The 13,465-nt window shown below is 64.1% G+C and carries 15 protein-coding genes and 1 pseudogene; 8 read left to right on the top strand and 8 right to left on the bottom strand.

Annotated elements, in window-relative coordinates; translation table 11 throughout:
- Nucleotides 1-1,029, bottom strand: coding sequence for a Gfo/Idh/MocA family protein (locus tag X738_RS55610; RefSeq protein WP_023798765.1), 1,029 nt, complete (start codon nucleotides 1,027-1,029; stop codon nucleotides 1-3).
- A gap of 198 nt (nucleotides 1,030-1,227) precedes the next feature.
- Here X738_RS55610 and X738_RS55605 point away from each other — a divergent pair, with 198 nt between their 5' ends.
- The gene (locus tag X738_RS55605; protein ID WP_023798764.1) at nucleotides 1,228-2,253 is read left to right on the top strand and encodes a LacI family DNA-binding transcriptional regulator; all 1,026 of its coding nucleotides are present in this window, start codon (nucleotides 1,228-1,230) and stop codon (nucleotides 2,251-2,253) included.
- A gap of 148 nt (nucleotides 2,254-2,401) precedes the next feature.
- On the opposite strand, the gene X738_RS55600 is transcribed toward X738_RS55605, so the two are convergent.
- The gene (locus X738_RS55600) at nucleotides 2,402-2,683 is read right to left on the bottom strand and encodes a hypothetical protein (protein WP_023798763.1); all 282 of its coding nucleotides are present in this window, start codon (nucleotides 2,681-2,683) and stop codon (nucleotides 2,402-2,404) included.
- Nucleotides 2,684-2,816: 133 nt separating this feature from the next.
- Here X738_RS55600 and X738_RS55595 point away from each other — a divergent pair, with 133 nt between their 5' ends.
- The gene (locus tag X738_RS55595) at nucleotides 2,817-3,683 is read left to right on the top strand and encodes an SDR family NAD(P)-dependent oxidoreductase (protein ID WP_023798762.1); all 867 of its coding nucleotides are present in this window, start codon (nucleotides 2,817-2,819) and stop codon (nucleotides 3,681-3,683) included.
- A 3-nt stretch (nucleotides 3,684-3,686) separates the two neighbouring features.
- Here the strand turns inward: X738_RS55595 and X738_RS55590 are convergent, their stop codons facing one another.
- The 3 genes from X738_RS55590 to X738_RS55580 all read right to left on the bottom strand — a co-directional run bounded on the left by X738_RS55590 (nucleotide 3,687) and on the right by X738_RS55580 (nucleotide 5,381).
- Entirely contained in the window at nucleotides 3,687-4,100 is a 414-nt protein-coding gene (locus X738_RS55590) for a low affinity iron permease family protein (RefSeq protein WP_031254749.1), read from the bottom strand.
- Nucleotides 4,101-4,174: 74 nt separating this feature from the next.
- Nucleotides 4,175-4,816, bottom strand: a complete 642-nt coding sequence (locus X738_RS55585; protein ID WP_023798760.1) for a DapH/DapD/GlmU-related protein — start codon at nucleotides 4,814-4,816, stop codon at nucleotides 4,175-4,177.
- Nucleotides 4,817-4,886: 70 nt separating this feature from the next.
- Nucleotides 4,887-5,381, bottom strand: a complete 495-nt coding sequence (locus X738_RS55580; protein WP_023798759.1) for a CreA family protein — start codon at nucleotides 5,379-5,381, stop codon at nucleotides 4,887-4,889.
- Nucleotides 5,382-5,624: 243 nt separating this feature from the next.
- Here X738_RS55580 and X738_RS55575 point away from each other — a divergent pair, with 243 nt between their 5' ends.
- Nucleotides 5,625-6,200 carry an SCO family protein gene (locus X738_RS55575; RefSeq protein ID WP_023798758.1) on the top strand — a complete coding sequence of 192 codons (576 nt, stop codon included), beginning with the start codon at nucleotides 5,625-5,627 and terminating at the stop codon, nucleotides 6,198-6,200.
- Between the two features lie 86 nt (nucleotides 6,201-6,286).
- Nucleotides 6,287-7,159 carry a 50S ribosomal protein L11 methyltransferase gene (locus tag X738_RS55570; RefSeq protein WP_023798757.1) on the top strand — a complete coding sequence of 291 codons (873 nt, stop codon included), beginning with the start codon at nucleotides 6,287-6,289 and terminating at the stop codon, nucleotides 7,157-7,159.
- 35 nt (nucleotides 7,160-7,194) lie between these two features.
- Here X738_RS55570 and X738_RS55565 read toward each other — a convergent pair whose 3' ends face one another.
- A complete protein-coding gene (locus X738_RS55565; protein ID WP_023798756.1) occupies nucleotides 7,195-7,380 on the bottom strand; it encodes a hypothetical protein in 186 nt (61 codons plus the stop codon).
- A gap of 490 nt (nucleotides 7,381-7,870) precedes the next feature.
- On the opposite strand from X738_RS55565, the gene X738_RS55560 reads away from it, so the two are divergent.
- The 4 genes and pseudogenes from X738_RS55560 (at nucleotide 7,871) to X738_RS55555 (ending at nucleotide 12,230) form a co-directional block, all read left to right on the top strand.
- Nucleotides 7,871-9,715 carry an aminopeptidase P family protein gene (locus tag X738_RS55560; protein ID WP_023798755.1) on the top strand — a complete coding sequence of 615 codons (1,845 nt, stop codon included), beginning with the start codon at nucleotides 7,871-7,873 and terminating at the stop codon, nucleotides 9,713-9,715.
- A gap of 267 nt (nucleotides 9,716-9,982) precedes the next feature.
- Nucleotides 9,983-10,273, top strand: a pseudogene (locus tag X738_RS86935) (sigma-70 family RNA polymerase sigma factor); the annotation flags it as partial.
- 73 nt (nucleotides 10,274-10,346) lie between these two features.
- Complete coding sequence (locus tag X738_RS86930) at nucleotides 10,347-11,069, top strand: DUF1800 family protein (RefSeq protein ID WP_051407784.1); 723 nt, start codon at nucleotides 10,347-10,349, stop codon at nucleotides 11,067-11,069.
- A 21-nt stretch (nucleotides 11,070-11,090) separates the two neighbouring features.
- A complete protein-coding gene (locus X738_RS55555) occupies nucleotides 11,091-12,230 on the top strand; it encodes a DUF1501 domain-containing protein (RefSeq protein WP_023798753.1) in 1,140 nt (379 codons plus the stop codon).
- Nucleotides 12,231-12,254: 24 nt separating this feature from the next.
- Here X738_RS55555 and X738_RS55550 read toward each other — a convergent pair whose 3' ends face one another.
- Together X738_RS55550 and X738_RS55545 are read right to left on the bottom strand one after the other, a co-directional pair.
- Complete coding sequence (locus X738_RS55550) at nucleotides 12,255-12,551, bottom strand: AzlD family protein (protein ID WP_023798752.1); 297 nt, start codon at nucleotides 12,549-12,551, stop codon at nucleotides 12,255-12,257.
- Nucleotides 12,548-13,276, bottom strand: coding sequence for an AzlC family ABC transporter permease (locus X738_RS55545; protein WP_023798751.1), 729 nt, complete (start codon nucleotides 13,274-13,276; stop codon nucleotides 12,548-12,550). The genes X738_RS55550 and X738_RS55545 overlap by 4 nt, the downstream gene beginning before the upstream one ends.
- Between the last annotated feature and the right edge of the window lie 189 nt (nucleotides 13,277-13,465).

The following is a 13,465-nucleotide window of genomic DNA, read 5'->3' as shown; positions in this document are numbered from 1 at the left end:
TCACCCTTCCTGTGCGATCGCGACCCGGCGCCCGGTTTCGGCGCTTTCGATCGCGGCGAAGACCATGGCCAGGCTCTTGATGTTGTCGGCGCCACGCGTCTCCGGCTCGCTGCCGGTTTCGACGGCGCGCACAAAATCCTGGATGATGCCGAGATGGCCGCCGATGCGGTCATTGGGATCGAGCGGCGGCACGGCGAGCGGCTCTGTGCGATCGAACAGGCCTTCACGGATAGGCCGCGCGACTTCCGCCCTCAGCCCGTCCTCACCGTCCCAGACCAGGCTGCCGTGCTCGGCGACGATGCGCCATGTGCTCTCCCAACTGGTGCGGAACCCGTCGGCGCACCAGGAGCCGGCATAGGTGAACAGCTTGCCGCCGCCGAGCTCGAAGATTGCGGTGGCCGACGATCCCTGCCGGTACCAGGAATTGACCGGCTCCCATTCTTGGCAGTAGACGCTGGCCGGCGCGCCGCCGACCATGTAGCGGGCGGCGTCGAAAGTATGGATCGCCATGTCGAGCAGCAGGACATGGCGCATCTCCTCGCGAAACCCGCCGAAATGCGGCGCGACGAAGAATTCGGCGTGGATGCTGGTTGGCGCACCGATGGCGCCGGAATCGAGAAAACGCCTGATGCGCCTGACGTTGGCGACATAGCGGCGGTTCTGGACGACGGCGTGCACGCGCCTGGCGCGTCGGGCAGCCTCGACGATGGCGCGCGCGTTCTCCGGGCTGTCAGCCAGCGGCTTCTCCGTCAGGAGATGGCAATGATGGGCAAAGGCCGAAAGCGCGACATCGCGCCGGGCCGCCGGAACCACGACGTCGAACACAGCGTTGGGCTTGGTCTGGTCGAGCACTGCGTCAAGATTGGTCCCGACAATGGCGCCGGCAAGCTCGTATTCGCGCGCCCTTGCCTTCGCCCTGTCGGCGTCGAGGTCGACAAGGCCGACAATAGCCAACCCGTCGATCTGCCTCGCCGCATCGAGCCAGTGCTTGCTCATCGCTCCGCAGCCGACCAGGACGACATTCATCATCCAGCGCTCCTCCTCCGCTCGGCCCCTCCAGACCGGTCGTCACGGCATTCACGGCATGACCGTAAACGTTTTTCCGTAAACGTTTACGAGAACACACCGGAAGGCGTAGAATGTCAATTGGCCGCTCGCGAAAATCACCTTGATCACCTTGGCCTGAAGAGCGGTCGATGATAGCCAGGCAAGGGGGAGAACTGTCCTTTGGCGTCCAGCATTCACGACCTTGCGCGTCACCTGAACATTTCGATCGGCACCGTGTCGCGCGCGCTCAACGGCCGTGCCGACGTCAATGCCGACACCCGCCAGCGCGTGCTCGATGCGGCGGCAAAGCTGAACTATTCGCCGAACCAGTCCGGCCGCAGCCTGCGGCGCGGCGCCACCCACTCGATCGCCTTCATGCTGCAGCCGCACCCGGGCGACCAGCAATATGGCGAGCCGTTCTTCATTCCGTTCCTGACCGGGCTGCAGGCGAAACTCGCCGAAAGCGGGCTCGACCTGATCGTGGTGATGGGCGCGCCGGGCGACTACCAGCAGGAGCGCCTGCGCCGGGTGGTCGAGACGCGCCGGGCCGACGCCGTGGTGCTGGCCTATACGCGTCGCGAGGACGAGCGCATCGATTATCTGACCAGGGTCGGCTTCCCGTTCGCGACGCTCGGCCGCAGCCGCTCCGGCGGCAAGACCTACCCGTCGCTCGACCTTGATTTCGAAAAAGCCGGGGCCGACGCGGTCGACCGCCTGGTGGCGCGCGGCCACCGCCGCATCGCCGCCATCCGCCCGTCCCTCAACCTCAATTTCGGCTATCTGTTCCTGGCCGGCTATCGCAAGGCCTTGCGGCGGCACGGCATCGAGGTCGACCCCGGGCTGATCGCGAAAGGCTTCATCAACGAGGCCGGCGGCGACGCGGTGACGCCGCAGGTCATGCGCTCCAAGGACCCGCCGACCGCCATCATCTTCAACAATGACGCTATGGCACTCGGCGGCTGCAAGGCGCTGGCCGAGATGGGCATCAAGCCGGGCCACGACATTGCGGTGATCGTCATCGTCGACACGCCGCTCTGCCGCTATTTTTCACCGGCACTGACCGGCTTCCGCCCTCGTCTGGAGCCGATGGGACGGCGGCTTGCAGAAATGTTGCTGGCGTCGATCCCCGCCTTCGCCGGCCCCGAAGGCGCGCGGATCATCCGTGAGGTCTGGCCGCTGGAGCTGATCGCGCGCGACAGCGACTGATCGTGGCCGCGTGTCGTGGTCTTCTACATGCCGCATCGCGCTGAACTTTCGTCAATCGATGGATTGGCGTCGCGCTCTATGGCTGGTTGCCATGATCTGGTTCGTGCTGGACAAGCGTTTCGAAAGGAGATCGAAAAATAGGTCCGCCCTATTCCCGCATTGCCTTCAGCTTTTCGGCCACCGAGGCAGCGAGGTCGGCATAGCGCTCCTCCAGCCGCTCGGCCGCCTTGATCACCGAAAAATCATGGCCGAATTTTTCCAGCGCCATGCGCAGCTTCTCGACGAACTCCGCCTGCTTTTCGAGCGCCGAAAACAGCGTTCTCACTTGCGCTTCGCTGATGTCGGGATTGGCAAGCATTTGCGGCACCTCACGGCTCATCTGGTCGCCGGTGGCGGTCTGTTCTTTCAGGATCTCGATCCAGTCGGTCAATCGGTAATCTCCTTCTTACGCGGACAGCATGCGCAGCGCCTGCCGATGTGGTCAACCCAAGGGCGCCCAAACGGGGCTTGCGCGAGCCTGTCGCCGCGTTAAGTTCGGCGCAACCTGAACGAGGACACTATCGATGACCACCGACGCCGAAATCCAGAGCGCTTTGCCTGCCCTTGGCTCCGGCAACGTTGCCGTCATCACCGGCGGCGCCAGCGGCATCGGCCTTGCCGCGGCCAAGCGGCTGGCGGCAATGGGCCTGAAAATCGTGCTGGCCGATATCGGCGGCGCGCGGCTCGACGAGGCTGCCCGCGCCGTTGCTACGATTGCCGGCGACAGTGCCGTGCTTGCTGTCGCCACCGATGTCTCGAAAGCCGAGGAGGTCGGCCGGCTGGCCGAAAAGGCTTTCGATGCCTTCGGCGGCGTGTCGCTGCTGATGAACAATGCCGGCGTCGGCAACAATCCCGGCAAGCCCTGGGAGAACCGCGACGGCTGGAAGCGGCTGCTGGACATCAATTTCTGGGGCGTCGTCCATGGCGTGGAGGCCTTCGTGCCACGCATGCTGGCTGCAGGAAAATCGGGCCTGATCGTCAACACCGGCTCCAAGCAAGGCATCACCACGCCGCCCGGCAACCTTGCCTACAACGTCTCCAAATCAGGCGTGAAGACCTTCACCGAAGGCCTGGCACATGCGTTGCGCAACGAGCCCGGCGGAAAGATTGCTGCGCATCTGCTCATTCCGGGGTTCACTTTTACCGGCCTGACCGAAGGTGCGACCGAAAAGCCCGCCGGCGCCTGGTCCGGCGAGCAGGTGATCGACTTCATGCTGGCCGCGCTGGTGCGTGGCGACTTCTACATCCTGTGCCCCGACAACGAGGCGACGCGGCCTATGGACGAAAAGCGCATGGCCTGGGCAATCGGCGACATCATCGAGAACCGCCCTGCTCTGTCGCGCTGGCACCCGGATCACAAGGACGCTTTCGCGGCGTTCATGGAAAGCTGACGCTCACGCCGCATGTGTCTTCGAGCCGCGCTTTTGCCCAGTGGCTTTCTTGACCGCCCTATCATGCCGTTTTGCCGCCTGTTCACATTTTCTACGGATCTCCTTGACCTCGGATTCGGTCAGGTGCTCGATGCCGATAAAGGTATTGTGAGCTTTGCCGACCCGGATCAACTCGTCGAGTTTCGTCTGAATCGCCGTGCCATCGCGGTTCTGGGTGTTCTGGATGAGGAACACCATCAGGAAGGTGACGATCGTCGTGCCGGTGTTGATGATGAGCTGCCACGTATCGGAAAACCCGAACATCGGTCCGCTTGCCGCCCAGGCAACAATGATCAGGAAACAGACGGCGAATGTCGACGGCAGACCGGCTAGATGCGCAACATAGTTGGCGATCCTGGTGAAATGCTTCTCTATCATGGCAGGAGAAACAACCAGCATCCGCTCCGGGTTCCCTCCTTTCACCGACGTAGCCGTTCAGAGAGCCGCAAGGATCAGGGGATTTCGTGCTCCCAGCGGTCGAGGAAGGCCTCGATGGAAAGCGCCTGCATGTCGGGAATGGCCCTGGCGAGTTTTTCGACCGACCAGTCCCACCAGCCGAGGCTTTCAATCCGCGCAGCGGTTTTCTCGGCAAAACGCTGGCGCAGCGGCTTGGCCGGAACCCCGGCGACGATCGCATAGGCAGGTACATCGCGCGTCACCACCGCATTGGCGCCGACGATCGCGCCATTGCCGATGGTCACATCAGGCATGATCACCGCACCATGACCGATCCAGACGTCGTGGCCGATAGTGACGGGCGTCGCCCGCCGTCGCTCCCGAAATCCGGCGTCGACGCCGAGCCAGCGGAAATACTCGTTTGGCCGGTAGCTGATCTTGTGCTGGGTCAACCGTTCGATCGGATGCTCGAGCGCGTTGATACGGCTGTTGGCGGCGATCGAACAGAACTTGCCTGTTGTCGTGTAGATCGCCTCGGCGTGGCGCTCGAAATAGGAGAAGTCACCGACTATGACTTCGCGCAATATGACCCGCTCGCCGATTGAGGCGTAGCGCCCAAGCTTGCATGCCTTCAACTCCGCGGTCGGGTGGATCCGCGGCTCGGGGACTTTCAGGACGAGGTTTTCGGGACGGTCCATCCCGGCGGCTTTACGCCCGAGCGGTTAGTCCCGCAAGCGGGAGCAATCGTCCGTCACCTGTTTCCAGAGCCTATTTCGGCTTGCCGTTGGTCCACATCACGTTCTGGCCATAGAGCGGTACCGTGGTGACCGACATTTTCGCTGAACCGTCCTGCACCTGGCGCGAATGCGACAGATAGATCAGGGTCTCGTTGGCTTTATCGTAGATGCGGTTCACCACCTGTTTCTTCCAGATCAGGCTGATGCCTTGCTTGAACACCTCCTCGCCGGCCTCGCTCATGTCGATGTCGCCGATGGTGATCGGCCCGGTTTGGCGGCAGGCGATCGAGGAATCGGATGGGTCCTCGAACCAGTTGCCCTTTTGCAGGCGATCGATCACGCCACGGTCGAAATAGGAGACATGGCAGGTCACGCCTTCAACCTTCGGGTCCTTGATCGCCTCGACGATGATGTCGTTGCCGAGCCAGTCGACGCCGACCTTGCCGACCTCCTGGGCGACAGCCGCACCAGCACCGATGACAAGGCACGCGGCCAAAGCGCCGCCGATCAGTTTTCGCCTAATCAGTCCTTGCCCAATCAGTCCTTGCCCAATCAGTCCTTGCAAGAAAGCCTCCTGCCGTTCGAGTTTTGCCGACCTCAGGTGGGACGGGCGGCAGCACTTTGCAAGCGGATCATTTTTTAAGAGAAAGCCGGTTGCGGCAACGCGACATCTTTGCGCGAGCGAGATCAAACCGTTAAGAGTGTTCGCCCAACAAGCTCCAAAGGCGCCGATACGGCGCCGATGAAAATAGCGACGGACAGCCAATTGATGATGCGTTCAATACTGGTCGGCATTCTCGTCCTGATGGCGGCGGGCATCGGCTGGCTCACCTTTGAATGGTACCGCGGGCATTATGGCGGCGAGCCGTTCGGCGCGCCGTTCACGCTGGTCGACCAGAAGGGCGCCCCGATCACCGAGGCTGCCTTTCGCAGCCACCCTAGCGTCGTCTTCTTCGGCTTCACCCACTGCCCGGAAGTCTGCCCGACCACGCTGTTCGAACTGGCCGGCTGGCTGAAGACGATGGGTGACGATGGCAAGAACCTGCGCGCCTATTTCGTGACGGTCGACCCGGAGCGCGACACGCCCGAAATCATGAACGCCTATATCAGCAACTTCTCCGATCGCATCCTCGGCATCACTGGCGACCCGGACAAGGTCCGCGCCATGGCCAAATCCTTCGGCATCTATTCGAAAAAGGTCGATACCGGCGACGGCGACTACACGATGGACCACACCGCTTCGGTGCTGCTGCTCAACGCCAGGGGCGATTTCGCCGGCACCATCGCTTATGGCGAAAGCCCGGACGCTGCCATCGCCAAGCTCAAGCGGCTGGCGGCAGGTTAGTGCATGATCCCGAGCCGAAGGTCCGCGCCAGCGAAAAGTGGGGACCGGATTTCGGACAAGATCATGCTCACAAAGAAAATCGGTTGATGACCCAAACGCGGCTTTATTTCACCACTGGAAAGGTCGAGGCCGACCGTATCTTCGCGGTGTTCGAAGCGGCATTCGAAGATGAGGGCCTGCCGATTGGCTTGGTCGAAGTCGACGAGGACCGCGACATCCACGAAGTGTCGCTCTATGCCGACGGCGATGTCGATGCCGTCGAGGCGCGCTTGAAGGGGATCCTTGCCGGGCTTGCTCTGTCGAGGCCGATTGCGCGCGAGCCCGTGCCTGATATCGATTGGGTGACACGTTCTTTGGAGGGACTGAAGCCGGTGCGCGCCGGCCGTTTCTTCGTCCACGGCGCGCATGACCGCAGGAAGCGCCACAGCGGCGAACTCGCCATCGAGATCGAAGCGGGCCTCGCCTTTGGCACCGGCCATCACGGCACCACCGCCGGCTGCCTCGAAATGCTGGAACAGGTCGTGCGGCGCGAACGCCCGCGCAACGCGCTCGACCTCGGCACCGGCAGCGCGGTGCTGGCCATCGCGCTGGCCAAGCTCGCCCATATTCCGGTACTGGCGACCGACATCGACCCGGTCGCCACAAAAGTCGCCGCCGCCAACGCGCGGCTCAACCACGTCAAGGCGCTCGTCGAAACGGTGACAGCGCCGGGCTTTCATCATCCGATCTTTGCCGCGCGCGGCCCTTTTGGCCTCATCGTCGCTAACATACTGGCGCGGCCGCTGATGCGGCTGGCGCCCGAAATGGCCGGGCATGTCGGTTTGGGCGGCTCGATCGTGCTGTCAGGCATCCTCGACCGGCAGCGCGACGCGGTGATCTCGGCCTATGTCGGCCAGCGGTTCCGCCATGTCAGGACGTTGCATCGCGAAGGCTGGGTGACAATCCACCTCAAGCGGTGACGCACAGCGCCTTCAATCGCACACCGCAAAATCGCTCAGACGTAGCGCGACCTTGCCGCCTTCTTCAGTTCTTCGCGATCGTAGCCGTTGGCTTTCAGCGTTTCGTCGTCAAAGCCAAGCAGAACGCCGCTCACATAGCGGCTCGCTTCGCGCTGGCGCGCTTCGATGAGAGCGTTCACGGCGCTTCTGAAAAATCCGCGTCTGGCTGAATTCGTGGACATGATGGTCTCCTTTGCAGGGCAGTAAGACTCGTTCCTCCACGTCGAAAAGGTAAGCTCTGCTGACCTTTTTGAGAATCGCTGATTCTGCATGGCGTCCATGCGCAAAAGCGCACGTCGATGACCACTGTCGATGCCGGCGCCGCCCCTCATCCGCCTGCCAACACCTTCTCCCCGTCACTATACGGGGAAAGTGCCCGGTCCACCCTCCGCAGCTGCAGCGCAGCTGCTGCGGAGGACGGGCAGGGCAATGAGGGGCAGCGCAGACCTGAAGCGATTGCCCTGCTGGACCGAATCCGGCCGGCGCCTGGCGCAGCAAAAGTCGATTCCGATTTTCGGGGTCATGCGCTACGGTCGAGCCAAAGCATCGGGCCCAAAAGTGGAAACCGGTTTTGGGAAAACCCGATGCTCAAACAAAAGGCTAGATGTGAGCGGCGGCAGGGTTCGACTTGAAAGTCCGCCGCTCACATCTAGCATCCGAGGAGAGGCCATGATGTTCCAGACCTTTGATTCCGCAGGCGACCCCGCCGTCGGCAAGCCACGTGTGGCGTTGCTGCGTCAATGGCTGGCGGCCAACGGGCTGGATGGCTTCATCGTGCCTCGTGCCGACGAGCATCAGGGAGAATATGTCGCCGACCGCTCGGCGCGGCTGAAATGGCTGACCGGGTTCAGCGGCTCGGCCGGCGTCGCCATCGTGCTCGGCGACCGTGCCATCATGTTCGTCGACGGCCGCTACACGCTGCAGGTGCGCCACGAGGTCGATCTCGACATCTTTTCGATCGAAAGCCTGGTCGACAATCCGCCCGCCACCTGGATCAAGGACAATCTCGGCAAGGGCGTGCGGCTTGGCTTCGACCCGTGGCTGCAGACGATCGGCGACGTGAAAGCGCTGAAAGCGTCGGCCGAAAAATCGGGGGCGACATTGGTGCCGCTCGAGAAGAATCCGATCGACGCCATCTGGGAGGACCAGCCCGAACCGCCGCTGGCGCCGGTCGAGATTCATCCGATTGGCTTTGCCGGCGAGTTGGCCAAGGACAAGCTGGCGCGGCTGGCCGAGGCCATCGGCAAGGATGGCGCCACCCATACCGTGCTGACCGACCCGTCCTCCATCGCCTGGGCCTTCGACATCCGCGGCGGCGACGTGCCGCACACGCCGCTGGCGCTCGGCTTCGCCGTGCTCGCCGCCGATCGATCGCACCTGCTTTTCATGGATCAGCGTAAGTTTTCACGCACCGTCGCGGCCTATCTGACGCAGCTCGCCGAATTGCACGAACCCGGTGAATTCGAAGCTGTTATCGCAGCCCTGGCCAAGGGCGGCGCGAAGATCGCGCTGGATCCGGTGCTGGCGGCGGAGAAGCTGAAAATGCTGGTCGAGGACAATGGCGGCACCGTCATCACCGCGCCGGACCCTGCCCGCATTCCGCGCGCGACGAAAAACCATGCCGAGATCAACGGCGCCCGCGCCGCGCATCGCCGCGATGGCGCCGCGGTCGCCAAGCTGCTTTGCTGGCTCGACCGCCAGGAACCCGGCAAGCTCGACGAGATCGCGGTCGTCACCGAGCTTGAGGAGTGCCGCCGCAGCACCGGCGAGGAAACACAGATGCCGCTGCGCGACGTGTCCTTCGACACCATCGCCGGCGCCGGCCCGAACGGCGCCATCATGCACTACCGCGTTTCCCGCGCCACCAGCCGAAAGCTTCAGTCTGGCGAACTGTTCCTGCTCGATTCGGGCGGGCAGTATCAGGACGGCACCACCGACATCACCCGCACGGTGCCGATCGGCACGCCGACCGAGGAAATGCGCGAACGCTTCACGCTGGTGCTGAAGGGCATGATCGGCATTTCCATGCTGCGCTTTCCCCCGGGCACGCGCGGCTCCGAGATCGACGCCGTGGCGCGCCTGGCGCTGTGGAAACATGGCTGCGATTTCGCCCATGGCACCGGCCACGGCGTCGGCTCCTATCTGGCCGTGCACGAGGGCCCGCAGCGCATCGCCAGGACCGGCACCGAAAAGCTGCTGGCGGGCATGACCGTCTCCAACGAGCCGGGCTACTACAAGGAGGGTTCTTACGGCATCCGCATCGAGAATCTCATCCTGGTGACGCCAGCCGAGCCGATAGAGGGCGGTGACATCGCCATGCACGGCTTCGAGACGCTGACGCTGGCGCCCATCGACACCAGGCTGGTGCGGTCTGACCTTTTGACGCGCGACGAGCTGCATTGGCTCGACACATACCACGCCCGCGTGCTGGCCGAGATCGGACCGATGGTCGACGGCGAGGCGCTGGCCTGGCTGGAAAAGGCAACCGCACCACTGCCGCACGACCAGAAGATTTGATTTTTCGGAAAGGCGGTGGGTCAGCTATCGACGCGGGATGCCGGTCTGCAGGAATGGCCTGCAGCCTTATCGCTGCCTTCTAACGCCTCAGCCCGGGTCGCCGACGGATTTCGCAGCGAAACCCGTTGAAGACACATGGCGGGTGCAGGATGACGGTCGTGTCGGCAGAAGGTCTGGCGTGGTGGAACGAGAAGGCAGAGCGTGGGCGAAACCGACGAGCGGCTGCTGGCGCTGATCGCTCAGAACAATGCGGCTGCGGTGGAAGCCATGGTCGAGCGCAAGCTGCCGCGGCTGATCCGTCTCGCCACGCGAATGCTGGGCGACCGCGGCGAGGCCGAGGATGTCGCGCAGGAGACGTTCTTGCGCATCTGGCGGGCGGCTCCGGGCTGGCGCGCCAGCGAGGCGAAGTTCGACACCTGGCTGCATCGCGTCGCGCTCAATCTCTGCTACGACCGGCTGCGCAGGCGGCGGGAGACGCCGGTGGCGGAACTTCCCGATCGCCCCGACGAACGCCCGGGCGCAGAAGCGGATATGCTCGCAGCCGACGACCAGCACCAGGTGCGGCGCGCGTTGGCCGAGTTGCCGGAGCGCCAGCGCGAAGCGTGCACGCTCCGGCTACAGCCAGGCCGACGTGACCGAATTCGCACTGGCGCTGACCGGTTTCAGCACCGGACGCACCAAAGGGCGAGGCCAGGCCGGCGCCTTCACCTTTCGACCCGGGCTGCACGAACCGGGCCAACGCACGATCATGGGCAAGACCTACGGCCAGCGCGGCGACAAACAGGCGCTCGCCGTGCTCGGCGACCTCGCGGCGGCCGACGCGACCGCAATGCACATCGCGACCAAGCTGGCGCGCCACTTCATCGCCGACGAGCCGCCGGCAGCGGTCGTGACGCGGCTCGCCGAAGCCTTTCGCCGGTCGAAGGGCAATCTCGTCGCGGTCTACCGCGCGCTCCTCGACAGTCCAGAAGCCTGGCAACCAGCGGCGGCGAAGTTCAAGACGCCGTGGGAATGGACGATTTCGGCGCTGCGCGGCCTGGGCCGCAGCGACATCGGCAAGCCGCGCCTAGCGCAACTGCTCAACCAACTCGGCCAACCGGTATGGCGGCCGCGTTCGCCGGCCGGCTATGACGATGTTGCCGGGAGCTGGGCCCCACCCGACGCACTGGTCCGCCGGGTCGAGGCGGCGCAGCGCCTCGCCGCGCAGAGTGGCGACATCGATCCGCGAGATCTCGCGCAAAAACTCTTTGCCGGCTCACTCAGCGACCTGACGTTGGCCGAGATCGACCGCGCCGAGAGCCGGCGCACCGGCATCGCGCTGCTGCTCGTGTCGCCCGATTTTCAGCGAAGATGACTTTCAGAGGAGATGACCCAGATGAAACGCCGTCAATTCCTTACTCTCGCCGGCGCCGGCCTCGGCTCGATGCTGATCGCGCCGCGCATCGTCTTCGCCAATGTGGAAACCGACCGCCGCTTCGTTTTCATCATCCAGCGCGGCGCTGCGGACGGGCTGGACACGATCGTTCCCTATGCCGACCCCGCCTACCGCGCACTGCGCGGCTCATTGGTCATCGACGATCCGATAAAGCTCGACGGCATGTTTGGCCTGCATCCCTCGCTTACCGGTCTCGGCAAGCTGCATCAGGACAAGCAGGCACTGTTCGTCCACGCGGTCGCTTCGCCCTATCGCGAGCGCTCGCATTTCGATGGTCAAAATGTGCTCGAAAGCGGCGGCACCTCGCCCTATGAACGCAAGGACGGTTGGCTGAACCGGCTGGTCGGCATGCTGCCGAAGTCGCGCGGCGAAGCAATCGCTTTTGCACCGACTATCCCGCTGGCACTGCGAGGCGAGGTGGACGTCACCTCCTATGCGCCGTCCGCCCTGCCGGAGGCGCCGGACGACCTGATGATGCGCGTCGGCAAGCTCTACGACGCCGACGAACCGCTGCATGCGCTGTGGAGCAGCGCGATGGAGACACGGGCGTTGGGCGCGGTGAACGCGCAGCGCAAGGACGCGGCGAGCGTCGGCCGCACCGCCGCGGGTTTCCTCGCCAAGGCCGGCGGACCGCGCGTTGCCATGATCGAAACCAGCGGCTGGGACACCCATAGCGGCCAGCAAGCCAGGCTGGCCAACCAGCTCAGAGCGCTCGACGCGCTCATCGATGGGTTGCACGTTGGGCTCGGCGATATCTGGAAGGATACGACCGTGCTGGTCGCCACCGAGTTCGGCCGCACTGTCGCCGTCAACGGCACTGGCGGCACCGACCACGGTACGGCATCGGCTGCGATGATCGCTGGCGGAGCGGTGAATGGCGGGCGGGTGATGGCCGACTGGCCGGGACTGTCTGCCGGTGCGCTCTATCAAGGACGCGACCTCGCACCGACGCTCGACCTCGACGCGCTGATTGCGGTGACATCAGCCGAAACGTATGGTCTCGATCCGCAAGAGACGATGCGCAGGCTCTTTGCAGAAGGTCGATTCGATCCCGCAATCTCCGACATCGTGCGCAAGTAAGACTGGCGTACTCAGCCGGTCCGGTTACCCGACGAACTGCCGGGCCAGCACCAGCACGACGGCGCCGGCCAAAAACATCGCCATGAGCCCGCTGCGCAGCGAGACCAGCCCGGCGACGATCAATGCCGCCCATTCCGCCGGCCCGCCGCCAAGTGCTGCCGGCGCCACCAGCGTCGTCAGCACTGCGGCAGGCACGGCGTTCAGCCCGGCCTCGACGCGCGGATGGATGTTTTCGAAGCGCGAGATCACCAGATGGCCGCCGATGCGGGTCAGATAGGTCGCGATCGCGCCGGCGATGATGATCCACAAGGTCGTGCTCATGGCCGCGCCTCCACGCCGCTGTGGCGCGGCGGCAGGATAACCGCGAGCAGCACGCCGGCCACGGCGCCAATCGAGACGTGCCAGGGCGAGCCCACCGTCTTGTAGGCGATGATCGAGGCAGCAGCACTGGCGACGACCACCGGCAGCCACAGTGGCCGTTTGCGAAAGCCCATTACCAGTCCGAGGAAATAGATCGGCAGCAGGAAATCGATGCCCAGCGCATGGGTATCGGGAATAAGCCTGCCGAATACCGCGCCAAGCGCGCTTTCGGTCACCCAGAACACATAGACCGGCAGGCCAAGCCCCATATACCAGGCGAAGCCGACCGTCTCGCCAGCCTCCGCCTTGCGCTCGGCCACGGCGAACTGCGGATCGGTGAGCAGGAAATAGCCGACCGCCTGCTGCACCGGCGGCCAGTGCGCGATGCGGCGGCCGATGCCCGCCGAGTAGAGCACATGGCGGAAATTCACGGCGAAGATCGACAGCACGATCAGCCATGGCGCGACATGCTGCCCGAACAATTCGATGCCGACCATCTGGCTGGCGCCGCCGAAAACCATGGCGCTCATCAGCAAGGCTTCAAGCACCGAAAATCCGTTGTCGACGGCGAGCGCCCCGAACAGCAGTCCAAACGGCGCCGCCGCCACCACGACGGGCATGCTGAGCCGCACGCCTTGCCAGAAATCGCTTTTTGCGCGGTTTTCGGAGATTGCTTGCGCCGACATCAGCCACTCCTTGGAGCGCCGCTCGCCCTTGGACGAGCAAAGGACGCTCTAACACTTTGAATCCACGCGTCGGGCCATCCGAAAATCGACCCCGATTTTCGGGCCGATGCGGGGGGAAAGATCGTATGTAGGGAGCGCTGTCAGCCTTGTCACACCAATTCGCTTGAGCCAACGATCAGCGGAAGTGAT

The organism is Mesorhizobium sp. L48C026A00, from assembly GCF_000502375.1.
GTDB lineage: Bacteria > Pseudomonadota > Alphaproteobacteria > Rhizobiales > Rhizobiaceae > Mesorhizobium > Mesorhizobium muleiense.
This window is presented reverse-complemented; position numbering and strand designations above follow the sequence as displayed.